The sequence below is a fragment of the Sphingomonas sp. CBMAI 2297 genome (genome assembly GCF_029870595.1).
Taxonomy (GTDB): domain Bacteria; phylum Pseudomonadota; class Alphaproteobacteria; order Sphingomonadales; family Sphingomonadaceae; genus Sphingomonas.
Genome location: NZ_JAPDIR010000003.1, coordinates 308,961 through 331,919, shown reverse-complemented (window position 1 = coordinate 331,919; position 22,959 = coordinate 308,961). Strand labels below are relative to the sequence as shown.

17 protein-coding genes are annotated in these 22,959 nt (G+C 68.6%); 11 read left to right on the top strand and 6 right to left on the bottom strand.

The window, feature by feature from the left end:
- Positions 1-46 precede the first annotated feature (46 nt).
- On the top strand, positions 47-874 hold the full coding sequence (locus OMP43_RS06515; RefSeq protein ID WP_280278919.1) for a hypothetical protein: 828 nt from the start codon (positions 47-49) through the stop codon (positions 872-874).
- A gap of 285 nt (positions 875-1,159) precedes the next feature.
- Here the strand turns inward: OMP43_RS06515 and OMP43_RS06510 are convergent, their stop codons facing one another.
- Together OMP43_RS06510 and OMP43_RS06505 are read right to left on the bottom strand one after the other, a co-directional pair.
- Entirely contained in the window at positions 1,160-4,177 is a 3,018-nt protein-coding gene (locus tag OMP43_RS06510; RefSeq protein ID WP_280278918.1) for a TonB-dependent receptor plug domain-containing protein, read from the bottom strand.
- Between the two features lie 29 nt (positions 4,178-4,206).
- Positions 4,207-5,169, bottom strand: coding sequence for a N(4)-(beta-N-acetylglucosaminyl)-L-asparaginase (locus OMP43_RS06505; protein WP_280278917.1), 963 nt, complete (start codon positions 5,167-5,169; stop codon positions 4,207-4,209).
- Between the two features lie 591 nt (positions 5,170-5,760).
- On the opposite strand from OMP43_RS06505, the gene OMP43_RS06500 reads away from it, so the two are divergent.
- From OMP43_RS06500 to OMP43_RS06485, 4 genes are all read left to right on the top strand, one after another.
- Positions 5,761-6,114: a DUF2946 family protein gene (locus tag OMP43_RS06500; RefSeq protein WP_280278916.1), complete on the top strand. Its 354-nt coding sequence runs from the start codon at positions 5,761-5,763 to the stop codon at positions 6,112-6,114.
- Between the two features lie 91 nt (positions 6,115-6,205).
- Complete coding sequence (locus tag OMP43_RS06495) at positions 6,206-8,395, top strand: TonB-dependent receptor (protein ID WP_280278915.1); 2,190 nt, start codon at positions 6,206-6,208, stop codon at positions 8,393-8,395.
- A 63-nt stretch (positions 8,396-8,458) separates the two neighbouring features.
- A complete protein-coding gene (locus tag OMP43_RS06490; protein ID WP_280278914.1) occupies positions 8,459-8,866 on the top strand; it encodes a MerC domain-containing protein in 408 nt (135 codons plus the stop codon).
- Entirely contained in the window at positions 8,859-9,248 is a 390-nt protein-coding gene (locus OMP43_RS06485; protein WP_280278913.1) for a hypothetical protein, read from the top strand. Before OMP43_RS06490 ends, OMP43_RS06485 begins: the two co-directional genes overlap by 8 nt.
- A 107-nt stretch (positions 9,249-9,355) precedes the next feature.
- Here the strand turns inward: OMP43_RS06485 and OMP43_RS06480 are convergent, their stop codons facing one another.
- The 3 genes from OMP43_RS06480 to OMP43_RS06470 are packed head-to-tail and all read right to left on the bottom strand — an operon-like array spanning position 9,356 to position 14,760.
- Entirely contained in the window at positions 9,356-10,285 is a 930-nt protein-coding gene (locus OMP43_RS06480) for an alpha/beta hydrolase (protein WP_280278912.1), read from the bottom strand.
- Complete coding sequence (locus OMP43_RS06475) at positions 10,285-13,371, bottom strand: TonB-dependent receptor (RefSeq protein ID WP_280278911.1); 3,087 nt, start codon at positions 13,369-13,371, stop codon at positions 10,285-10,287. The genes OMP43_RS06480 and OMP43_RS06475 overlap by 1 nt, the downstream gene beginning before the upstream one ends.
- A 54-nt stretch (positions 13,372-13,425) precedes the next feature.
- Positions 13,426-14,760 carry a dicarboxylate/amino acid:cation symporter gene (locus OMP43_RS06470; RefSeq protein ID WP_280278997.1) on the bottom strand — a complete coding sequence of 445 codons (1,335 nt, stop codon included), beginning with the start codon at positions 14,758-14,760 and terminating at the stop codon, positions 13,426-13,428.
- A gap of 218 nt (positions 14,761-14,978) precedes the next feature.
- Here OMP43_RS06470 and OMP43_RS06465 point away from each other — a divergent pair, with 218 nt between their 5' ends.
- Together OMP43_RS06465 and OMP43_RS06460 are read left to right on the top strand one after the other, a co-directional pair.
- Positions 14,979-16,763, top strand: a complete 1,785-nt coding sequence (locus tag OMP43_RS06465; protein WP_280278910.1) for an ATP-binding protein — start codon at positions 14,979-14,981, stop codon at positions 16,761-16,763.
- Positions 16,763-18,115 (top strand): sigma-54 dependent transcriptional regulator, encoded by a 1,353-nt coding sequence (locus OMP43_RS06460; protein WP_280278909.1) that lies wholly within the window; start codon positions 16,763-16,765, stop codon positions 18,113-18,115. Before OMP43_RS06465 ends, OMP43_RS06460 begins: the two co-directional genes overlap by 1 nt.
- Before the next feature lie 91 nt (positions 18,116-18,206).
- Here OMP43_RS06460 and OMP43_RS06455 read toward each other — a convergent pair whose 3' ends face one another.
- Positions 18,207-18,452 carry a hypothetical protein gene (locus OMP43_RS06455; RefSeq protein WP_280278908.1) on the bottom strand — a complete coding sequence of 82 codons (246 nt, stop codon included), beginning with the start codon at positions 18,450-18,452 and terminating at the stop codon, positions 18,207-18,209.
- 195 nt (positions 18,453-18,647) lie between these two features.
- On the opposite strand from OMP43_RS06455, the gene OMP43_RS06450 reads away from it, so the two are divergent.
- The 4 genes from OMP43_RS06450 to OMP43_RS06435 all read left to right on the top strand — a co-directional run bounded on the left by OMP43_RS06450 (position 18,648) and on the right by OMP43_RS06435 (position 22,955).
- Positions 18,648-19,358, top strand: coding sequence for a response regulator transcription factor (locus OMP43_RS06450; RefSeq protein WP_280278907.1), 711 nt, complete (start codon positions 18,648-18,650; stop codon positions 19,356-19,358).
- A 2-nt stretch (positions 19,359-19,360) separates the two neighbouring features.
- Positions 19,361-20,668 (top strand): ATP-binding protein, encoded by a 1,308-nt coding sequence (locus OMP43_RS06445; RefSeq protein WP_280278996.1) that lies wholly within the window; start codon positions 19,361-19,363, stop codon positions 20,666-20,668.
- Positions 20,669-20,751: 83 nt separating this feature from the next.
- A complete protein-coding gene (locus tag OMP43_RS06440) occupies positions 20,752-21,447 on the top strand; it encodes a carbonic anhydrase (protein ID WP_280278906.1) in 696 nt (231 codons plus the stop codon).
- A complete protein-coding gene (locus OMP43_RS06435) occupies positions 21,444-22,955 on the top strand; it encodes a SulP family inorganic anion transporter (protein ID WP_280278905.1) in 1,512 nt (503 codons plus the stop codon). The genes OMP43_RS06440 and OMP43_RS06435 overlap by 4 nt, the downstream gene beginning before the upstream one ends.
- Positions 22,956-22,959: the final 4 nt, after the last annotated feature.

The window sequence follows — 22,959 nt, the reverse complement described above, 5'->3', positions numbered from 1 at the left end:
CATGGCTTCGCAACCCTTGCCACTGCCTCCTTATGCCACTGCCGACATGTTGAAGCGGCACCCCCGGTTCGACGCGGCGGTATCCAATCTGACCGATGGTCTCGCCACGCTGTACGGCGGGGACCGGCGGCTCATCCGCGAGCTTTCCGAATATAAGCGCGCGGTCACCTTCATGCTGGCGATCTGCATCGCCGCGGGCGAACGCGAAGAGGATCCGGAGACCTGGCTGACGGTCGCCAGGCTCGTCGAGCTGGCCAAGATCATGGCGATCGGCCCGGCGCGCCGGGTGCGCCGCTATGTCGAGGAAATGCGTGCCGACGGCCATCTGATCGAAACGCCCATGGCGGAAGATCGGCGCCGGCACCGGCTGCGCCCTACCGAGGCGATGCTCGCGATCGATCGGGAGTGGGTGGCGGTATTTCACGCGCCCCTGGCACTGATGTTCCCCGAAGAGCCGCGCTACCGGGCGGCGGTCTCGCAGGACCCGGCCTATCATCATTATTATCGCGCGCGCTCGCTCATAACGCTTGCCATGGCCCGCGAGACGATGGTCGAGCATCCACCTGTCGATTCCTTCCTGCACCAGGCGGGCGGCGCGCGTATCCTGGCCACGCTGCTGCAATCGGCGCGCGACAATCCCGACGGTTGGACTGAACCTGGCTTCTACTCGCTGGCAGCCGAGCGCAGCGCCACTACCCGCGTGCATGTTCGCGGTATTCTGCGCACCGCCACCGCTGCCGGCTATGTCGAGATAGTCGAGAGCCAGGGCACGCGCGTTCGTGCGACCGCCGCGCTGGTGGAGGATTTCAGGAATTGGTCGGCGGACTCCCTGGCGACCACCGATCTCGTCTCGCTGCTGACCCAGTCGCTATGAGGTCGCCCGCGGCCTGAGCCACGGCAACGTCGATACTATCGGCGGCGTCGGTGCGCCCACGGCCCCTGTCGCATCCGGCTGCCCGGCGTGCTTCGCGTTCCTCGATCGCGATCCGGACTGCTCCGCCGGACGCTGGCGGAAAATATCCTGAAAGCAAGGTGACGTGGCGGCATATCCATGCTGCCGGCGGGAGGCCCCGAGGCGGAGTGGGGAGGCGGGGCGCGGAAGAGCGCCGTGCCCCGATCCCCCGGAGGCCTGGCCTCCGGAGGAAGGGCAACCGCGTGGTTACATGCGCAGCGAGACACCGGCGACGATCTGCCGGCCGAGCAGATCATAGCCCATGATCGTGTTGCCGCGCAGCAGGCCGATGCGCGAACGGCTGTCCGGCACGATCGGGGGATCGCGATCGAAGATGTTGTTCGCGGCAAGCCGGAACGTCATCCGCTTGGTGACGTCGAAGCTGAGCGCCAGGTCGAACCAGTCATAGGCCTTGATGCCCGGGAACTGGTCGCGCAGCTGGCTGGGGGCCGCCGTCGGGATGCCGGTGCTGGCCGGCGCATAGACGTCGAGCGGCATGCCCGCGCGGTGGCGCCAGTTCACCGAGACGCTGGCGATGCGCTCCGGCAGGACCCAGGTGGCGCGCATCTGGTGCGCCCATTTGGGCATGCTCTCACCGCACGAATTGCCCCAATAGCCGACGCAATTGCGCGAGGTGGCGGTGGGCGATGCCTGCGAGGCGACCCGCGTCATCAGCGTGCCGTTGAAGATCATCTCGAGGCGGCCGACCGATCCCATGCCGACGTCATACTGCCCCTGGAAGTCCCAGCCATGCGACTGCGAGCGATAGCCATTTGCCGGGCCGCGCGCGACCCAGCCCGTGGCCGGACGCGTCGCCGGCGAGCTGTACAGCGTGCCGTCCGCGTTGCGGACGATGGCGCGGCAGAAATACTCGTTGCCGGTGGTGAGGCAGTCGTTGATCAGGTTCTGCGGCTGGAGGAAGTCGAGCTGGTCCTTCAGATCGATCAGCCAGCGATCGACCGAGACGGTCAGCCCCCGCACGAAGCGCGGGCGGAACACCACGCCGAACGTCTTGGTGTACGCGGTTTCCGGCGTGAGGTTGAAGCCGCCTTCGCGGACGGAGCAGCGATCGTCCGGGCAGATCAGCGTGGGGCTGTTATAGAGGTTCGCCGGCAGGCCGGTATTGGCGCATTGCTGCTGCGTTGCGGCCGGGGCGATGCGCGGTCCGCCGGGGTTGGCCGCATCGATCCGGGGGGCGCAGGGGTCCGCGTAAAAGCCCTGGTTCCAGAAGATGTTGGACGCGCTGGCGGCGGTGCCGACGCCCGGTGCCGCCTGCGCCTTGTTGAACGAGGCACGGAAGCTGATGTCCTCGACCGGCGACCAGATGCCCTCGATCTTCCAGGTGCCGAACTTGTTGTCCAGGCGGTTATACTTGGACAGGCGATAGCCGCCGTTCAGCTGGAGCAGCTTGGTCCAGGGCTTGTTCTCGACCAGCGGCACCTGGATTTCGGCATAGGCCTCCAGGATGTTCTGGGTGACGCGCTGGTTCGTGCCGCCATTGTTCTGCTGGTAGATTGCGTTGACGACGGTGCGTTCCATCTCCTCGCGATATTCGCCGCCCAGCGCGATCGCGATGCCCTGCTCGGCGAGGGGCGAGGCAATGCCGTACTTGCCGAGATCGCCGCTGACGGTGCCGATGAACTGCAACAGGCGCGGAATACGCGTGCTGATGCCGCCAGAGGCGTTGCCGTACAGATAGCTGTTGAGCGCCGCATCATTGTTGAACGGCGCGAAGGCGTTGAACGGCACGCAGTTCCTGTCGGTGCCGTTGACCACCGAGCGGCAGGTCGGGCGGCCGTTGACGTTCACCACGTCGAGCGAGCGGTTGACGGTGGCGAACTCCGCGGCCGGCACGTCGATCGTGTCGAGCTGCGCGCGCGAGAGCATGCCCGCCACGTCATAGGACCAGACATTGTCCAGCACGCGGCCACGCAAGCCCGCGACGACGCGATAGCCCGAGTTGATGAATTGCTGGCGGACCAGCGGCATCGAATCGAAGCGATAGCGCACGTCGAGCGGCGCATACTGACCCGCCACGCCCGCATTCGCGCCGCACAGGGTCTGTGCCTGCGATGCCGAGAGGAACGGGTTGTCGCAGTTCACCTGATAGGGCGTGTTGCCATAGACGCTGTACGAATAGGTGCGGTTCAGCATCGTGTTGTACGACTTGTCCCGATACCACAGCGCATTGCCGTACAGCTCGACATGATCGGTCAGCTGCGCGGTCAGGAAGCCGCCCGCGTTGACGCGGTTGAACGCCCGCTGGAACGCCCAGTCGTCATAGGGATTGGCCGAGGCGCCCACCGGGCCGCTGTTGATCGGAATGAAGGTGCCGTTGCCGTTCGGGTTGTTGACGAGCGTCGTCCCGCTGCTGGCGCCGGCGCGCGGGATGATCGTGCCGGCCGGGGTATAGGTCGCCCGCGAGCAGGAGAGCGGCGAGGTGTTGCTCGTGGTCACCACTTCGCAGACGGCGTTCGCGCGGTCGCGCAGGCGGACCAGGCTCGACTGGCGATAGTTGACGAAAGCCGAGATGTTGACGCGGTTGTCGAACAGGTTGGTGCCGGCGGCGAGGCTGACATCGGCGCGGCCGCCATCGTTGCTCATGCCGCTGGCGGAATTGAACCCGGCGCGCTGCGCGGCCTCGGTCACTGCGCTGGAGCGGTTGTTGTGGTTGAAGAAGCTGTAGTTGCCGTTGATGTGGATGCCGTTGAAATTCTTCTTCAGGATGAAGTTCAGGACGCCCGCGACCGCATCCGAGCCGTAGACCGCGGAAGCGCCGCCGGTCAGCACGTCGACCCGCTCGACCAGCGCGTTCGGGATAATGCCGACGTCGACCGTGTTGGGCAGGCCGATGCGCATCCCGTCGATCAGCATCAGCGTGCGCTCATAGCCCAGGCTGCGCAGCTTGATGCGCTGGCGGCCTTCGGAGTCGCTGAAATTCTGCTCGGAATTGACCTGCACCTGCGGCAGGCGGTTGACCACTTCCTCGATCGTGGTCGCGCCCTGTGCGGCGATCTCGGCGGCGGTGGTGGTGACGATCGGCGCGGCCGAGCGGTTGTTCAGGCGAACGATGCGGGTGCCGGTGACGACGAGAGTGCCGTCGTCCCGGGCGTCGGTGGCGGAGCTCCCGGCAGTGTCCGGCACGGTTTCCTGCGCCATGGCAGGTGCGGCGAGCAATACCGCGAAACATGTCGAGCTCAGCAACAATGCATTGAATTTCTTCATTACTTCCCCCCTTTTGGAAATAGATACGGTCACTTGGTCGTTGCGGGCATTTTCAGGCTCTGGGCGGCCTGGACCCGCGTCCGCCCCGCAAGGTCGGTCGCGGCGAAGGTGAAGCCGGGCTGGAGCGCGAACGCGCCGATCCGGCCGTGATGGTCGATCGCGAGGAACCCCACCTGCGCGTCACGCACGGCGTCGCCGCGCAGCCTGGCGATGTGGAGCACGGCCTCGCGGCAGGCGGCCTGGGGCGACATGCCGGCGCGCATCGACGCGACCACTCGCGCCGACCCGGCGATCCGGGTGACTTCCTCGCCCACGCCGGTGGCCGTGGCGGCGCCGACGCCGGCCTCGACGAACAGGCCCGATCCCGCCTGGGGTGAATCGCCGACGCGGCCGCGCAGCTTGAACGCCATGCCCGAAGTGGTGCAGGCGCCGGCCAGCCGCCCGTCCGGCGCGCAGAACAACATGCCGATCGTGTCATGGTCGAGCGCCGAGCCGCGCTGGTTCTCGATATTGACGACCGGCTTGTACCGGGCGGTCCGGAGCCAGTCGCGCCATGCCTTCTCGGCCGCCGGCGTCGGCATCGCGACCTTGTCGAAGCCCTCGGCCTCGGCGAACTGGTGCGCGCCTTCGCCGACCAGGAAGGTGTGCGGCGTCTTTTCCATCACGCGACGCGCCACCGAGATCGGATGCGCGAAATCCTCGAGCGCGGCGACCGCGCCGACATTGCCGCGGTCGTCCATGATGATCGCGTCGAGCGTCACATGCCCGTCACGATCGGGATAGCCGGCATGGCCGACCGAATGGTTCTCGGGATCGGCCTCGGGAATGCGGGCGCCGGCTTCGACTGCGTCGAGCAGGCTGCCGGTCCTGCGCCACTGGGCATGGGCCGCGGCGTTGGCGGCGGCGCCGAAATCCCAGGTCGACAGGATCAGCGTGCGTTCCGCGCCGCGGGCGAGCCCGGGCGCGGCGGAGGCGAGGGCGGCGCCTCCCATTCCCCATGCCATGGCGCCGCGGCGAGACGTTCTCATCGATGAATATTACCCCAGTTACCCGCCGCGTGGCCGCGGCCTTGCCGTGCCGGGGTGCCGATTCCACGCCCCGATCGTAGTGAAGCTGTCATAGGTGAAAATCTATTTCAATTCCAAAAAGACTACTGATGTCCTATGTCGCGAACATCCCGCGTGGCAGTTGCAAAATTACGCCACTTGCGCCGGGGCAGTGCGGGGCGGCGCTGCTACGACAGCGGCGTGTCCCGGCCAAGCGCCAGGTCGAGGAGCCATGATCTTCTCTCGTCGCCCCGTTCTTCCCCCGTCATCGCCGCTGGCATCCCGGTCGTCCCCGCGCGGGCGGGGGTGACGAAAAATGGGGGCGTAGGGCCCGGGCCGGAGGTGGGCCGCGACCGATGCTTTGGTCCGTCACCGCGCGCGGGCGAGGGGAGGGGCCGATTCCATCGCGGTCGTGTCCCGGTCGCCCGCAGGTGAGACTTTACAACATAACATCTTTGTTGCATCGCCTCGGCCGTGAACGGCAGTCGCCCGAATCGCTTGCGCGAAACGAGGGCGCCGCGGGGCGGGCAGCGAACCGTGACGCGGTGGGCGCTGCTCTGCGCCCTGCTCCTCGCGTTCGTCTGGCAGGGCGCCGTCGTCCAGACGCACAATCACTTCGATCGCGGCATCGCCCTGGAAGCGGCGGGGCTTGCCCCGGCCGGCGCGGGCAAGGCGACGGATCGCCAGGCGCCCGCGGATTCCCCGGCGAACTGCCCGATCTGCCGGGAAGTGGCGAATATCGGAGCGGTGCTGCTGCCCGCGCCGGTCGCGCTTGCCGCTCCGGCCCCGGTCGCGTTCCGCGCCGCGCCGGTGCGCCTGCCCATATTATCCTTCTTCGCACCTCCGCGAACCACGCGCAGCCGGGCGCCGCCACAACGGCTCCAAGCCTAGGGAATCGGGACCACCCCGGTGCAATTGCGCGCCGGGGCCTCGTGTCCGCGTCCCTCCCGCGATAAAATCAAGGTTCTCGGAGTCATTTTCGATGCGTCATCTGTTCCTGCTGCGCGCGGCCACGCTCGCGCTTGCCATCCCCGCCGCCGCGCACGCCGCCGGCCCCGACAGCAACAACCCGCCGGCGCCCCCGGCCACTCCCGCCCCGGCCGGTGACAGCGGCCCGGACGGGCAGAGCACGACCGGCAACAAGGGCAACGAGATCGTCGTTACGGGCATCCTGCCGACCAGCGAGCGGGACGTGCTCGCCGGCACCTCGGTCGTCTCGGGCGAAGTGCTCACCCGCGATCTGCGCCCCAGCATCGGCGAGACGCTGTCCAAGCAGCCGGGCGTGTCGGCCACTTCCTTCGGCCCCAGCGCCTCGCGGCCGATCCTGCGCGGTTTCCAGGGCGAGCGCGTCCGCGTGCTCACCGACGGGATCGGCTCGATCGACGTCTCGAACACCTCGGCCGACCATGCGGTGATCATCGATCCGCTGCTGGCGGAGCGCATCGAGGTGCTGCGCGGCCCGTCGGTGCTGCTCTACGGCTCCTCGGCGATCGGCGGCGTCGTCAACGTGATCGACAAGCGCATCCCGCGCGCGCTGCCCGAGAACGGCTATGACGTGGACGCGATCGCCACTTATGGCTCGGCCGCGAACGAGCGCTCGATCGCGGGCTCGGGCGATGTCGCGCTGGGCGGGCATTTCGTCTTCCATGCCGACGGCTCCTACTCCAAGAGCGACGACCTGAAGATCGGCGGCTATGTGCTCAGCCCCTCCGCCCGGGCACAGGCGCTCGCCGCCGCGGCGGGGCCGACCACGCCCGACGATCCCGATTTCGCCGAAACCGCGGCGCTCCGGGGCAAGCTGCCCAACACCCAGGCCGAGACCTGGACCGCGGGCGCCGGCCTGGCCTATGTCAGCGATACCGCCAATATCGGCGTGTCCTATTCGCATTATGACAGCCTGTACGGCGTGCCTATCCGCTATGCGCTCGCCTCGGGCGAGGAGCAGGAGGCGCCGCGCCTCTCCGTGCTCCAGAACCGTTTCGACTTCCGCGCCGACATCGACACCGGGGGCGGCTTCCTCTCCAAGGTCCGCGCGCGCGCCGGCTATGCGAATTATCGCCATTTCGAGCTCGAGGAGGACGGCTCGATCGGCACCGCCTTCTACAACAAGGGCTTCGAGGGGCGGCTGGAGCTGGTCCAGGCCAAACGCGGCGGCTGGCAGGGCGCCTCGGGCGTGCAATATTATCATCGCGACTTCAACGTGGTGGGGGACGAGGCCTTCCTGCCGCAGAACAATACCAGCCAGATCGGCCTGTTCACGCTCCAGCAGTTCGACTTCGGCAAGCTGCGTGCCGAGGGCGGCATTCGCTACGAGCATAGCAGCCTCCAGTCGAACCCGGCGGCGGGCGACCTGCGCTTCCCCAATGCCAAGCGCAATTACGACGCCTTTTCGGGGTCGGCGGGGCTCTCTTATGCCCTGTCCGACGATGTCCGCATCGGCATCAACGCCTCGCGGACCGAGCGCGCGCCTTCGGGCGAGGAGCTGTTCGCCAATGGCGGCCATGCGGGCACCCAGGCCTGGGAGCTCGGCAATCCCAATTTCGGGCTGGAAAAGTCCTGGGGCCTCGAGACGACGCTGCACGTCCACAAGGAGGGGTTCAGCTTCGACGCCTCGGCCTATTATGACTGGTTCGACGGTTATATCTCCGAGAACCAGGTCGCGCAGAGCGTCTGCCAGGCGGCGGCGCTGCCGAGCGGCCGCACCGTCGATCTGCCCTGCTTCCAGTTCCAGCAGGTCAAGGCCCGCTATTACGGGCTCGAGGGCGACCTGTCGGCGCGGCTGGCCCGGATCGGCGACTATGCGATCAACTTCGACCTGCTCGGCGACTATGTCCATGCCAGCCAGGGCAATGGCGATCCGGTGCCCCGCATCCCGCCGCTGCGCGTGCTCGGCGGCCTCGAGGCGCAGTCGAGCCGGCTGACCGCGCGCGTCGAGCTCGAGCATGTCTGGGCGCAGGACCGGATCGCGGCGTTCGAGACGCCGACCGCCGGCTATACGCTCACCAACGCCTCGCTGAGCATCCGGCCGTTCGCGCAGAACCGGAAGATCTCGTTGACGCTGAGCGCCAACAACATCTTCGATGTCGATGCGCGGCGCCATTCGAGCTTCCTGAAGGACTTCGCGCCGCTGGCCGGCCGGGACCTGCGGGCGACGCTGCGGCTGGGCTTCTGATCCGCCGGGCGGCGCGCCGCGAACGCGCGCCGCCCGGCCATCCCTTCGGCTTGGAGATACCGCATGCGTTGCGATCCGCACGCAGGCCGGACCCGCGCGATCGACCTGATCGAGCGCGCGGCGGTCGGCGCGTCCCTGCTTTGCCTGGTTCATTGCGCCGGGCTGCCCCTGCTGCTCGCGGCGCTGCCCGCATTGTCGCGGGTGCTGGCGATTCCCGAACAGCTGCACCTCTGGCTGCTTGCCTTCGCCATCCCCAGCTCGGCGCTGGCGCTGATCGGCGGCTATCGCCGGCACGACCAGCCGGAGATGCTCGCGCTCGGCGGCGCCGGGCTCTCCCTGATGGCCGCCGCGGCGCTCGTCTTCGCCGAGAGCGCGGCGGAGGCGCCGATGACGGTCGCCGGCAGCCTGTGCCTTGCCGCGGCGCATATCGGCAACTGGCGGCTGCGGCATCGCGGCCACCGCCATGGCTAGGCGCCGCGCGGGCGCGCTGGCCGAGCGGATCGCCGCGCTGCTCGCACAGGCCCCCGGTCCGCTCGGCGGCCTGGAACTGGTCGAGCGGTTGCGGGAAGGCGGCGATCCGGCCGCGCCCAGCCTGGTGTTCCGGGCGCTGCGCCAGCTCGTCGATGCGGGCAAGGTGCAGAAGCTGCTGTTGGCGCGCGGCTATCTGCTGCGGGAGGATGGCGACCAGCCGCTCTACCTGCATTGCACGCACTGCGGCGCGATCCTGGTGGCGCCGGGCGAAGCGGTGCGGGCGGCGGTCGAAGCGGCGGCCGGGCGCGCCGGCTTCCGGGCGCACCGGATCTTCGCGGAGCTTCCGGGATGCTGTTCGGACTGTGCTGGGGAGCGCGCCTAGGTTGGGGGCCTCATGCTGGTTCCGTCATCCCCGCGAAGGCGGGGATGGCGGGAATGGGAAAATATGAGCCCCTAACCGAATGCGAGCCCGCCCCGTAACGGCGCGGATCAGGGCAGGACCTTGTGCAGCCGCAGCCAGGTGAGGAACAGGTTCGGCCATTGCGCTACCGGGGTGCCCGGCTTGCCGGCGCCCCAGCTGTGCCCGCCCTTTTCGAAGACATGGAGCTCCACCGGCCGCCCGGCCGCGCGCATCGCCGCGAACATGCGCAGCGAATGCTCGACATTGGCGATGGGATCGTCGGTGGCGTGGGCCAGGAAGACGGGCGGCGTATCCGGCCCCACCTGCGCCTCGACCGAAAAGGCGTCGCGATAATCGGGCAGGACCGAGAGTTTCTTGCGCGTTTGCGTCGTATCGATCGGCGGGCGCATCGAAACGACGGGATAGATCATCCCGGCAAAGGCCGGGACGGCGTTCAGCCGGTCGGCCTCGTCCGCCGGCGGATAGAAGTCATGGCTGCCGCGCGTCGCCATCATCCCGGCGAGGTGCCCGCCGGCCGACATGCCGACCACGCCGATCCGCGCGGGATCCAGGCCCCAGCGCGCGGCCCCCGCCTTGAGCAGCCGGAGCGTGCGCTGCGCGTCCTGGAACGGCGCGTCCGCGTTCCAGCCGTCGCCGGGCAGGCGGTAATAGAGGATCACCGGCGTGATGCCGGCCGCCGCCAGCTTGGCCGCGACGTCCTTGGCCGAGCCGATCTGGATGCGGAAATAGCCGCCGCCACCCAGCAGCAGCGCCGCCGCGCCATTGGGACGCTTCGGCCGATAGACTTCGTAGCGCGGCTCCGAGATGTTCGACCAGGAACCGGTCTGTCCGCCCTCATTGCCGATCTTCTCCGGCCCCGAAGGCTTGCCGAAGCCCGGCGCCTCGCCCGGCCACACCCGGTAGGTTTCGGGCTTGCCCAGCCCGTCCTGGGCGAGGGCAGGGCTGGCCGCGGCAAGAACCGCGGCCAGGAGGGAGACGAGGAAGGACAGGCGCAGCATCAGAACCTCTTGCCGATCGTCATGTAGAGATGGCGGCCATAGGGGCTGTAGAGCGAGCCCAGATAGCCGTCCGCGGTGATCGGCGGCTGCTTGTCGAAGATGTTGCGCGCGCCGATGCGGATGCGCGTGTCGTCCAGCACCCCGCCCTTGAAGCGATACTGGGTATAGAGGTTGAACGTCACCTGGCCGTCCAGCTTGTAGGGGCGGCCGTTCGCGTCGAGGAAATTGCTGTCGTAGACGGTGTCGATATAGTTGGCGAAGGCACCGATCTGCCAGCCGCTCTTCGACCAGGTGAGCGAGCCGGTGACGCGCCATTTGGGCTTGCCGCGGTCCGCGATCAGGTCGCGCGCGTCGGTGAGCGGGGTGGCGGCGTTGATCTGCCCGGCTGTGCGCGCGTCGAACAATGCCTGTACCGCCGGCGGGGTATCGCGCGAGAATTTGGTCAGCCGCGCGCCGTTCAGCGCCAGGTCGAACTTACCGATGCCGGTGCGGACATTGTAGAGCAGCGCCAGGTCGACGCCCTGCACCGTCTGCGGCAGCAGGTTGACGAACTGGTCGTTGATCCGGGTGACGACGCCCGCGGGCGCGAGGCCGGTGCCGGTGAAGACCGGCGTGTCGTCCGCCGTCGGCGCGGCGCGGATCACGTTCGGGTTGCTCGACCCCTGCAGGCGCAGCAGATAGTCGAGCACCAGCGCGTTCTGCGCGCCGAACTGGCCGACGATGCCGGTCTGCTTGATCGACCAGAAATCGGCGGTGAGCGTCAGCCGCCCGGCGCTTTCGGGGATGAACTTGGGCTGGAGCACCGTGCCCAGCGTCCAGCTGGTGCTGTTCTCCGGCTTCAGGTTCGGATTGCCGCTGACGAAGATCGAATAGCTGATGCCGCGCGAGCAGGCGCTGTAATTGGCGATGCGCCCGGCACGCAGATCCGCCTCGCAGCGATAATAATCGGTGTTCGAGTTGAGGCGCGAATAGGCGACGGTGTTGGTCTGCTCCAGGTTCGGCGCGCGGAAACCCTGCGACCAGGAGCCGCGGATGCGCAGGCCGTCGACCAGGTCCCAGGCCGCGGCGACCTTGGGCTTCGCCACCGAGCCGAAGTCGCTGTAATGCTCGTAGCGCCCGGCGAGCTGGACATCGAGGCGATGGACCAGCGGCACGCGCATCTCGGGCGAGACCAGCGGCACGGCGAGTTCGGCGAATGCCGAGAAGACTTCGCGGTGCCCCTTGGTGCTCGGCGTCGGGCTCACCGCCGCCACGTTCGACAGGTTGGTCTCGCCGGTCACCATGTCGACGAAGCCGATCGTGCCGTTGAGGTTGGGATCGCGGTCGTCGCGCTGAGTCTCGCGGCGGCCCTCGATGCCGAAGGCGACGCCCAGATTGCCGCCCGGCAGCGCGAGCAGCCGCGCGTTCGACATCTTGAAGTCGGCCAGCGCGAGCGTCGTCCGGGAGCGGCGCTTGAGCTTGAACTGGAAGGAGTCGATCGTCGCGGCGGAAGCGGGCGAGCAGTCGCCCACGCTCGGCGTCGCCGCGCAGCCGCCGCTGAACGGATTATACGCATCCGGCGTCGACAGCGCGAGATTCTGCTGCAGCTTGGTCATGTTGATGGCGTTCGAGACGTCGGTCGCCTGCGCCGCCGAATAGAGGAACGCGCTGTCGAAATCGAAGCTGCCGATCTGCCCCTTCAGGCCGCCCAGGAAGCGGGACTGCCAGTTGGTGACGTTCACCACCTGGTTGCCGGCATCGACAAAGCGATAGGTGGAGAGGCGCACCGGCAGGCCGGCGGCGGGCACGTTGGTGAGATTCGGGATACGGTTCGGATTGGGCTGGCCGTTGATCGTGGTCGGCCCGAACGGATTCCAATAATTGGAGGCCGGAATGACGATGGCGTTGAGGTTGATCGTCGGCGGCTGGATGCGGCGCGTCTCGGCATAATAGAAGCCCGCCTCGCCATAGACGGTCAGGCTGTCCGAAATGTCGTAATGCGCGCTGGCGAAGCTGTTGTAGCGGTTGATGCGCGGCGAAACCGTTGTCCCCGGGCGGGTGTCGAACCGTTCGGAGCGCAGCGTCGAAGCCGTCGCGCGCGTGCCGCTGCCCAGGCAGGTGTCGGCGCTGAGCGCCACCAGGCAGCCCGGATTGGCGCTCGACTGGGTATGGAAGGCGCCGGCCGAGGAGGTCAGCGCCTGGTTGCCCGGGCTGCGGCGGATCGTGCCGGGGCCGCCCACCACGGCAAGGTTCGCCCAGGGCGACTGGGTGGCGCGCCCGTCGGCGGTCAGGTTGCCGGCATAGGCGGGATCGTTGGCGAAATAGGACATGAGGTTGTCCGTCGCCGTATAGGGCTGGTCCTCGGCCAGCTGGGCGGTGCGATGGGTATAGTCGAGATACAGCGAGACGTTGCCGCGGCCGCCGGCGAAGTTGCTGCCCGCCGTGCCGGTCACCTGGAACTCGCGGCGATGCGTGCCTTCGGCCCCGCCATAGCGGAAGTCGAGCGAGCCGCCATGGATGTTGGTCTTGGTGACGGTGTTGACCACGCCCGCCACCGCGTCCGAGCCATAGATGGCCGCCGCGCCGTCGCGCAGGATCTCGAGCCGCTGGATGCCCGCCACCGGCAGCGAATTGGCATTGTAGCCGAGCACGGGCACGTTGCCGTCGCCGGCCTGGCTGGTCGGGTGGTTCACCAGGCGGCGGCCGTTGAGCAGCACCAGCGTGTTGCCCACGCCCAGGTTGCGCAGGTTGATCGAGTTGACGTCGCCGCGCGCCGCGTTGCTGGTCTGCGGATTGTTCGCTTCGTTGAAGGTCACGTCGCCGGCCTGCGGGATCGAGCGGAAGAGCTCGTCGCCCGAAAGCGCGCCGGTGGCGTCGATCTGGTTGGCGTCGATCACCGAGACGGGGAGGGCGGCCGTGGTGCTGGCGCCCTTGATCTGGGTGCCGACCACGACGATCTCGTCGGTCGCGACGCTGCCTTCCTGGGCCGCCGGTGCCTCCTGGCCCGCCGGGACCTGCACTTCCTGCGCCTGTGCCGCCTGCGCGAGCATCAGCACCCCGAGCGCGCTGCCCGCCGTCAAGGCAATGTGCCGATATCCTTTCCTCATGTCTTCTCTCCCTGTTCTGTTTTTTCTTGTTTGTTTTGGTCTGTTGATCTTGTTCTAGGCCGCCTGGCTCCGCTCCAGGCTCTCCGGCTGTGAAAGGGTGCGACCCGAGAGCGCGGCATCCAGCGCCGCGCGATCGAGCTTGTTTTCCCAGCGCGCGACGACGATCGCCGCCACCGCGTTGCCGACGAAGTTGGTGAGGCTGCGGCACTCGCTCATGAAGCGATCGACGCCGAGGATCAGCGTCATGCCCGCCACCGGCACGCTCGGCACGATCGAGAGCGTCGCCGCCAGGGTGATGAACCCGGCGCCGGTGACGCCGGCCGCGCCCTTGGAGCTCAGCATCGAGACGAGGACGAGCAGGATCTGCTCTTCCCAGCTCAGATGCACGCCGGTCGCCTGCGCGATGAACAGCGCGGCAAGCGTCATGTAGATGTTGGTGCCGTCCAGGTTGAACGAATAGCCGGTCGGCACGACCAGGCCGACCACGCCCTTCTCGCAGCCCGCGCGCTCCAGCTTGGCGATCAGGCTGGGCAGCGCGGCCTCGGACGAGGAGGTGCCCAGCACCAGCAGCAGCTCGGCCTTGAGATAGCGCAGCAGCTTGAAGATCGAGAAGCCGTTGAACCAGCCGACCGCGCCGAGCACGACCAGGACGAAGAACAGCGAGGTGGCATAGAAGGTGCCGACCAGCCAGGCGAGGTTGCCGAGCGACTCGACGCCGTACTTGCCGATGGTGAAGGCCATCGCGCCGAACGCGCCGAGGGGCGCGACGCGCATCAGGATGCCGACGATGCGGAAGACGATCAGCGCGACTCGCTCGACCAGGTCGAGCACCGGCTCGGCCGGCTTGCCGACCAGCACCATGGCGACGCCGAACAGCACCGCGACGAACAGGGTCTGCAGGATCGAGCCCTCGGTCAGGGCAGAGGGGAGCGTCGTCGGGATGATCGACATCAGGAAGCCGATGACGGTCGTCTCGTGTGCCTTGTGCGCATAGTCGGCGACGGCGCTGCCATCGAGCGTGCTGGGGTCGACGTTCATCCCGGCGCCCGGCTGGACGACATTGGCGACGACCAGGCCGATGATCAGCGCCAGCGTGGAGAAGAACAGGAAATAGCCGAACGCCTTGGCGGCGACGCGGCCCACCGAGCCGAGTTCGCGCATGCCGGCGATGCCGCTCACCACGGTGAGGAAGATCACCGGCGCGATCACCATCTTCACCAGCTTGATGAAGCCGTCGCCAAGCGGCTTGAACGACTCGCCGACGGATGGCCAGAAATGACCGAGCGTCACGCCCAGCGCGATCGCCACGAGCACCTGGAAATAGAGGTGCCGGTAAAAGGGCTTGCGGGCAGCGCTGGGCTGCCCGTCGGGGATCGACTGGATGATCATATTCTCCTCTCGTCGCGCCGGCATGGCGCGCGCACCCTCTTGTGTCGGGGCCTTGGCCGTGCACCATATCCCTCTTGCTGCGGCCCTCCAGCGCTTCGGATTTTTTGGGATAAGTATTTGAGTTATATATGTTCCTGTGAATCGAGCCCCGATGCCGCCGCGGAAAAGCGTGTGAAAGTCCGCGCGGATTCTCCTGAAATGTGCGATAAACCGCACAAATGAGATTCCTGGCGGCGCTTCGGTATCGGCATCTGCTGCTCGCGTGCGCGACGATCGCCATGATCCTGCTGCTCGCCTGGGCGGGCAGCCGCTGGGCCATGGGGCAGGCGCGCGCTTCCGCCGATGCGATGGCGCGGCAGACGGCCCGCGCGCATGCGGGGCTGCTGACCAGCGAGCTGCAGAAGTTCCGGCTGCTGCCGCTGGTCCTCAGCGAGAATCCGGAGATCGCGCCGGCGCTGCGCGGCGGCGATCCGGTGGCGCAGCGCCGGCTGAACGCCACGCTCGAACTGCTCGCCGCACGCACCGATGCCGCGGTGATCTACGTCATCGACCGCCACGGCCGGACGGTCGCCGCGAGCAACTGGCGGCTGCCGACCAGCTTTGTCGGCCAGGTCTATGGCTTCCGGCCCTATTTCCGCGACGCGATGGAGCGCGGCGCCTCGGAGCTGTTCGCGCTGGGCACGATCAGCGGCCGGCCTGGCCTGTATCTCGCGCGGCGGGTCGATCGCGGCGGGCAGGCGCTGGGCGTGGTCGTGGTCAAGGTCGAGTTCGACGATGTCGAGACCGCCTGGGCGCGCGCGCCGGGCATTACCATCGTCACCGATGCCCATGGCGTGATTCTGGTCACGTCGATTCGTGCCTGGCGCTTCCAGACCACGCGGGCGCTCGATGCGGCGACGCTCGCCGATGCGCGCCGCACGCTCCAGTTCGGTGCGCAGCCGCCCCGGCGCGCGCCGCTCGCGATCGACGGTGCTGCGGCGAGCGTGGCGGCCGGGGGCAAGCCGCAACGCTATCGCGCCGCCGCCGAGCCGGCGCCGCTGGCGGGCGCGCATCTGATCCATCTCGCGCCGCTCGAGCCGCCGCTGGCCGCGGCGCGCACCCAGGCGCTGCTGATCGCGCTGGCGATCCTGCTGACGGCCGGCATGCTGCTCGGCTTCGCCTTGCGCGCGGCCGAGAAGCGCCGTCTGCAGCGCCATCACCAGGCGCGGCTGGAAGCGGAGGTGGAACGACGCACCGCCGAGCTGCGCGACGCCAATGCCCGGCTGATCGTCGAGTCCGACGAGCGTATCGAAGCCGATCGCCGCTATCGCGCGGCGCGCGAGGAGCTGGCCCAGGCCAGCCGGCTCGGCTCGCTCGGCCAGATCACCGCCGGCGTGGCGCACGAGATCAACCAGCCGGTCGCCGCGATCCGCACCTTCGCCGAGAATGCTTCGACCTTCCTCGACCGGGCGGCGCCCGACAATGCGCGCGCCAATCTGGCGCAGATCGTCTCGCTGACCGAGCGGATCGGCACGATCACCGCCGAGCTCCGTGCCTTTGCCCGGCGCAAGACTCCGGCCGAGGGGAATGCCGAGCTGGGCTCGATCCTCGACGGCACGCTGCTGCTGCTCGGCGAGCGCGCGCGCGGCGTGGTGACACTCAAGATGCCCAGGGGACTGCGCCAGGTCGTCGTCCGGGGCGACCGGATCCGGCTCGAGCAGATCCTGATCAACCTGCTCCAGAATGCGCTCGATGCGATTCAGGGCATGAAGGAGGCGCGCGTGCTCGTGGAGGGCACGCGGGAAGGGGAGACGGTGCGGCTTTCGGTGATCGACAATGGACCGGGCGTCGATCCGGAGATCGCGGACACGCTGTTCTCGCCCTTCACTTCGGCCAAGCCGGGCGGCCTCGGCCTTGGCCTCGCCATCGCCCGCGACATCGCGCGCGAGTTCGGCGGCGATATCGCGCACACCGCCAATCCGGGCGGCGGCGCGGCGTTCCACCTCCTGCTGAAGGCGGCATGATGCTCGCGCCCGACAATGCCACCGTGATGTTCGTCGAGGATGACGAGCAGCTCCGGCTCGCCACGGTCCAGACGCTGGAGCTGGCCGGGCTCCAGGTCCTGCCGTTCGATCGCGCGGCGGCGGCGCTGGGGCGGCTGACGCCGGACTTTCCCGGCGTGGTCGTGTCCGACATCCGCATGCCGGGCATGGACGGGCTCGAGCTGCTCGCGCGCATCCTGGCGGTCGATGGCGACATCCCGGTGCTGCTCGTCACCGGGCATGGCGATGTGCCGATGGCGGTCGCGGCGCTGCACGATGGCGCGTTCGACTTCATCCCCAAGCCCTTCGCCACCGAACGGCTGCTCGCCGCCATCCGCCGCGCACTCGATCGCCGCGCGCTGGTCATCGAGAATCGCCGCCTGCGCGCCGCGGCGGCGGCCGCCGCGCAGGAGGAAAGCCCGCTGATCGGCGAGAGCCCGGCGATGGTCCGGCTGCGGGCGATGATCGGGCAACTCGCCGAGACCGATGTCGACATCCTGCTCGAGGGGGAGACCGGCACCGGCAAGGAACTGGTCGCGCGGATGCTGCACCGGAGCAGCCGGCGGCGGGGCAAGCCTTTCGTGGCGGTCAATTGCGCGGCGCTGCCCGACGGGATCGCGGAGATCGAGCTGTTCGGCCATGCCGCCGACAGCGTGCCGCATACCCGGCTGTCACGCACCGGGCGCATCGCATCGTCGAGCGGCGGCACGCTGCTGCTCGACGAGATCGATTCGATGCCGCTGGCGATGCAGGCGCGCCTGTTGCGGGTGCTGGAGGAGCGCGAAGTGCAGCCGATCGGGGCGGAACGTCCGGAGCCGGTGGACCTGCGCGTGATCGCGACCGCCAAGGAAGACGTCGCCGGAGCGGTTGCGGCCGGGCGGTTCCGCGCGGACCTTTACTATCGCCTGGCGACGATGCGGCTGCGCGTGCCGGCGCTGCGCGAATGCGCCGGCGACGTGTTCCTGCTGTTCGCGGCCTTTATCGAGGAAGCCAAGCAGCAGCTGGGTGTCGGCGACGTGGTGCTGGACGCGGCGGTGCACGCGCATCTCGCCGGGCATGGCTGGCCGGGCAATGTGCGCGAGCTCAGGAACTTCGCGTTCGAAGTGGCGGCGGGCCGGAGCTTCGCCGGTGCCGAGGGGGCGGGCGGCCGGGCGGATCTGCCGGCGCGGGTGGCCAAGTTCGAGGAGAATCTGATCCGCGATGCGCTGCTGCGGCATGGCGGCCGAGTGTCGCTGGCGCTCGCCGAGCTCGGCGTCCCGCGCAAGACGCTGTACGACAAGATCGCCCGCTTCGGCATCGATCTGGCCGAGATCAAGCGCTCGAGCCGGGGCTAGGTTCGGGGCCCCGGCAGCGCGCCCGGCGGCAAGGACGACCCGCGCAGGTGGGGCTGCGCGGGCCGGGGACACGGGAAGGAGGGGTGTGTCCCTATCGGGCCTTGGCCGATACGTTCTGCGCGTCGCATCTGGCGCGTGCGGGCAGGGCGGTCTTGCCCGCCTGATGATGGCTCTGCGCCGGCTGGCAGGCCGGCTTGTCGCGCATGCGCCAATGCGCAACCGGGGTCTTGCCCGAGGGCGCCCAGACCAGCTGGTGAGTCTCGTGCAGCGACTGGGCCTGCGCGGCCGGGGCGAGGAGCAGGATGGGCGCCGCCGCGGCGGCCAGGGCGAGTTTCATGCAATCTCCTTTGTGCAATGTCCGGAGATAACGGCGGCGCCTGAGCGGCGCTTTGCCCGCCTGTAAGGAAGATTTTCCCGCCGGTTGCGAAGCCATGCTGGTTCGTGACAAAGCATTGCTGTAATCGCGGGTCAGCCTTGAGGGTGCCCCGGGAGACGCCTAAGTGCCGGCAATGAGTTTTTGCGAGACCATGGCATGAGCGCCCCTGTCATCGTGCTGGTGGAAGACGATCCGGCCCTGCGCACCCTCACCGCGCGGGCGCTTCAGGAAAATGGCTATTCGGTCCGCCAGGCGGCCACGGCGCCGGAGATGTGGCTGGCGTTCGAGAATGGGCCGGTGGACCTGGTGCTGCTCGACATCATGCTGCCCGGCACCAGCGGCATCGATCTGTGCCGCGAAGTGCGGCGCAAGAGCGACGTGCCGATCATCTTCATCAGCGCCAAGGGCAATGAGCATGACCGTGTGCTCGGGCTCGAGCTCGGTGCCGATGATTATCTCGGCAAGCCGTTCAGCACCCGCGAGCTGATCGCGCGCATCCGCGCGGTGCTCCGCCGCGGCGGGCTCGAGCGGATGGCGGGCGGGGACCGCGAGACCCAGGCGCATTTCGATGGCTGGACCGTCAACTTCCCGCGCCGCGAAGTGAAGTCGCCCAGCGGCGCGGTGGTCGAGCTGACGGGGGCGGAGTTCGATCTGCTCGCGGCCTTTCTGAGCCAGCCGCAGCGCGTGATCGCGCGCGAGCGCCTGGTCGAGCTGTCGCGCGTCCGCCTCGGCGACAGCTCGGATCGCAGCGTCGACGTGCTCGTCAGCCGGTTGCGCCGCAAGATCTCCGCCGCCGGCCATCAGCCGCCGATCGGCACGGTGCGCGGCATCGGCTATATCTTCCGTACAGAGGTAACCCGCTCCTGAGCCTGGTGCCGCGCCATCCGCTGGGACTGCTCGGCAGGATCCTGCTCATCCTGCTGCTCACCGTCGCGATCGAGTTCGGGGCGAGCACCTTCCTGTACGAGCGCGCCTCGCGCTACTCGATCGAGGAGAGCGACGCGCACCGGCTCGCCGAGCATCTGGTGATCGCCGAGAAGCTGCTGAGCGAGCGTCCGGTGGCCGAGCGGTCCGACGCTGCGCGCGAGCTCACCACCGATCGCTACATCGTCCGCTGGTCGCCCACCATCCCCGAGCGCCCCGCCTTTCCGCCGCGCCAGAAGCGGATGGAGGCGCAGGTGACCAATTGGGAAAAGGGCCTGGCCGCGTCGCACCTGCAACTGCGCCTGGCGCCGAGCGCGCATGGCTCGGTGGTCGCCGGCGAGATGCGCCTGGCCGATGGCAGCTGGATCGTGTTCAAGACCCGCGAGGCGGTCCAGGTCTGGCAGTTCGCGATCGAGCGCACGCTGGTGGCGCTGGTGCCGGCGCTGCTGCTGCTCACGCTCGGCGCGCTGCTGATCCGGAGCACCTTGCTGCCGCTGCGCAAGCTGGTCCGCGCGATCGGCCGGGTCGGCTCGGGCGACGGGGTGACGGTGGTGGAGGAAGAGGGCACCGCGGAGATCCGCGGGCTGATCCACGCCTTCAACGGCATGCAGCGCCGCATCCATGAGCTGATCGAGAACCGCACCCAGGCGCTGGCCGCGGTGGGGCACGACCTGCGCACGCCGCTCGCCCGGCTCCAGCTGCGGCTGGAGGACGTCCGCGACGAGGACAGCCGCCGGGCGATGCAGGACGATGTCAGCGAGATGGACGACATGATCGCCTCGCTGCTCACTTTCCTGAAGGGCGAGGATGATCCCGAGCCGGCCGTCGCCGTCGACGTCGCGGTGATGGCGGCAACGCTGGTGGAGGACGCCACCGATCGCGGGCGCGACGCGCGCTATTCGGGGCCGCAGCATCTGGAATGGGTGGCGCGCCCGTCGATGCTCCGCCGCGCGCTGAGCAATCTGATCGAGAATGCGCTGCACTACGGCAAGTCCGTTCGGGTGACGGTGGGGCACGAGGAAACCGAGCTGGTCTTCCGCATCGAGGATGACGGGCCCGGCATTCCGCCGGCGCAGATCGAGGAGGCGATGCGCCCCTTCGTCCGCCTCGATGTCGAGCGTGGGCGCAATACCAAGGGGTTGGGCCTGGGCCTTGCCATCGTCCAGCAGGCAGTCGCGCTGGAGAAGGGGCGGCTGACGCTCGCCAATGCCGAGCGCGGGGGCCTGATCGCGGAAATCCGCCTGCCCGGCTGACGGCAACACTTTCTCACAGTTCCGCTGCGCTGCGGCAAAACTGGCTCCTTAGGTTGCAATCCGCTGTAAAAGGAGTTGTAACCGTGAACGAGTTGATTGGTCGGGTCTTCAGCTTCGAGAAGACCGTCTTCCCGAACCAGAGCGACCTCTATGGCAAGCTCGCAACCCAGGGGCAGAGCCCCAAGGCGCTGATGATTTCCTGCGCCGACTCGCGCGTCGTGCCCGAGCACATCATGCAGGCCGACCCGGGCGACCTGTTCGTCTGCCGCAATGCCGGCAACATCGTCCCGCCCTTCGCGCAGAAGATCGGTGGCGTCTCGGCGACCGTCGAATATGCCGTGATGGCGCTCGGCGTGCGCGACATCATCGTCTGCGGCCATTCGGACTGCGGCGCGATGAAGGCAGTCGCCCATCCCGAGATGGTGGCGGGCATGCCCAATGTCGCGGTGTGGCTGAATCACAGCGACGCGGCGCAGAAGGTCGTCGCCGATGCCTATCCGGGCCTCGACGAAGCCGCTCGCGTCCGCGCGATCAGTCTCGAGAACGTCGTGGCGCAGATCGCGCACCTGCGCACCCATCCCTCGGTCGCGTCCGGGATCGCGCGCGGCGAGATCGCGCTGCACGGCTGGTTCGTCGATATCCATGCCGGCCAGATCCTGGCGCTCGACGGCGAGACCAGCCGCTTCCAGATCGTCCGTGACGATCAGCCGCTGCCCGTGGCCGTGAAGCCCGCCCAGCGCCGCGCCGCCGACTTCGACCTGGTGGAAGCCGCCGAATGACCTCCGCTACCCTCCCCAAGGGCTGGGTCGTCCGTGACTTCACGGCTTCGATCGTGGTCTTCCTCGTCGCGATGCCCCTCTGCATGGGCATCGCCGTCGCGTCCGGCATGCCGCCCGAAAAGGGCCTGCTGACCGGCATCATCGGCGGCGTCGTCGTCGGCCTGATCGCGGGCTCGCCGCTCCAGGTGAGCGGCCCCGCGGCGGGCCTCGCCGTCATCGTGTTCGAACTGGTGCGCGAGCACGGCCTTGCCGCGCTCGGCGCCATCCTCGTCCTCGCCGGCGCCCTGCAGGTGCTGGCCGGTGTCGTGAAGGTCGGCGGCTGGTTCCGCGCGATCTCGCCCGCCGTGGTGCACGGCATGCTCGCCGGCATCGGCGCGCTGATCGTGGTCGGCCAGTTCCACACGCTGTTCGACGCCAAGCCGCTCTCCAGCGGCCTCGAGAATCTCGCGGCGCTGCCGGGCCGTCTGTTCGGCCTCGACCCGACCAACATCGCCGGCACCGAGCTGGCGCTGGGCCTGGGCGTGCTGACGATCGTGCTGATGCTCGGCTGGGACAAGCTCAAGCCCCAGGCGCTCCGCCTGATCCCGGGCGCGCTGGTCGGCGTGGTCGGCGCGACGCTGGTCGCCTTCGGCTTCGGCCTCGACGTCGTCCGCGTCGCGGTGCCGGATTCGCTGGCCTCGGCGGTGACGCTGCCGGGCGGTGATTTCCTGAGCTCGTTCCTGAGCCCGACGATCATCATCGCCGCGATCGCGGTGGCGTTCATCGCCAGCGCCGAGACTCTGCTCTCGGCCGCCGCGGTCGACCGTATGCATGACGGCGTGCGCACCGACTATAACAAGGAACTGCGCGCGCAGGGCGTGGGCAACCTGCTCTGCGGCTTCGCGGGCGCGCTGCCGATGACCGGCGTGATCGTCCGCAGCTCGGCCAATGTCCAGGCGGGTGCGATCACCCGCATGTCGGCGATCCTCCACGGTGCCTGGCTGCTCGGCTTCGCCGCGCTGCTGCCCTGGCTGCTGCGCGAGATCCCGATGGCGGCGCTTGGCGGCGTGCTCGTCGTCACCGGTTGGAAGCTGGTGAGCGTCAGCCATGTCCGTCACCTGTTCCATCACTATGGCATGCTGCCCGCCGCGATCTGGGCGGTGACCTTCGTGCTGGTGGTGGCGACCGACCTGCTGACCGGCGTGCTGGTCGGCCTGGGCCTCTCGGTGCTGGAACTGCTGCCGCACTTCCGCCGCCTGCGCCTGAAGGTGGACGCGGAACATGGCGAGGAGACGCACCGGATCAATCTGGACGGTGCCGCGACCTTCGTCACGCTGCCGAAGCTCAACAGCGCGCTCGACGCGGTGCCGGGCGACCAGCCGGTCCATCTCGCCTTCGAGAAGGTGCCGGCGATCGACCATACCAGCGCAGAAACGCTGCGTGACTGGGTGCAGCGGCGCCGGGCCCGCGGGCTGAAGGTGGAGCTGAGCGGCCATCCCGATCAGCTCCGCAAGCTCCAGCCGGCCTGAGGCG

What these genes read in the sequence shown, in the direction of transcription:
- OMP43_RS06515 (WP_280278919.1), top strand. Translation starts at nt 47, where the DNA reads ATGTTGAAGCGGCACCCCCGGTTCGACGCGGCGGTATCCAATCTGACC.
- OMP43_RS06510 (WP_280278918.1), bottom strand. Translation starts at nt 4,177, where the DNA reads ATGAAGAAATTCAATGCATTGTTGCTGAGCTCGACATGTTTCGCGGTA.
- OMP43_RS06505 (WP_280278917.1), bottom strand. Translation starts at nt 5,169, where the DNA reads ATGGGAGGCGCCGCCCTCGCCTCCGCCGCGCCCGGGCTCGCCCGCGGC.
- OMP43_RS06495 (WP_280278915.1), top strand. Translation starts at nt 6,206, where the DNA reads ATGCGTCATCTGTTCCTGCTGCGCGCGGCCACGCTCGCGCTTGCCATC.
- OMP43_RS06490 (WP_280278914.1), top strand. Translation starts at nt 8,459, where the DNA reads ATGCGTTGCGATCCGCACGCAGGCCGGACCCGCGCGATCGACCTGATC.
- OMP43_RS06485 (WP_280278913.1), top strand. Translation starts at nt 8,859, where the DNA reads ATGGCTAGGCGCCGCGCGGGCGCGCTGGCCGAGCGGATCGCCGCGCTG.
- OMP43_RS06480 (WP_280278912.1), bottom strand. Translation starts at nt 10,285, where the DNA reads ATGCTGCGCCTGTCCTTCCTCGTCTCCCTCCTGGCCGCGGTTCTTGCC.
- OMP43_RS06475 (WP_280278911.1), bottom strand. Translation starts at nt 13,371, where the DNA reads ATGAGGAAAGGATATCGGCACATTGCCTTGACGGCGGGCAGCGCGCTC.
- OMP43_RS06470 (WP_280278997.1), bottom strand. Translation starts at nt 14,760, where the DNA reads ATGATCATCCAGTCGATCCCCGACGGGCAGCCCAGCGCTGCCCGCAAG.
- OMP43_RS06465 (WP_280278910.1), top strand. Translation starts at nt 14,979, where the DNA reads ATGAGATTCCTGGCGGCGCTTCGGTATCGGCATCTGCTGCTCGCGTGC.
- OMP43_RS06460 (WP_280278909.1), top strand. Translation starts at nt 16,763, where the DNA reads ATGCTCGCGCCCGACAATGCCACCGTGATGTTCGTCGAGGATGACGAG.
- OMP43_RS06455 (WP_280278908.1), bottom strand. Translation starts at nt 18,452, where the DNA reads ATGAAACTCGCCCTGGCCGCCGCGGCGGCGCCCATCCTGCTCCTCGCC.
- OMP43_RS06450 (WP_280278907.1), top strand. Translation starts at nt 18,648, where the DNA reads ATGAGCGCCCCTGTCATCGTGCTGGTGGAAGACGATCCGGCCCTGCGC.
- OMP43_RS06435 (WP_280278905.1), top strand. Translation starts at nt 21,444, where the DNA reads ATGACCTCCGCTACCCTCCCCAAGGGCTGGGTCGTCCGTGACTTCACG.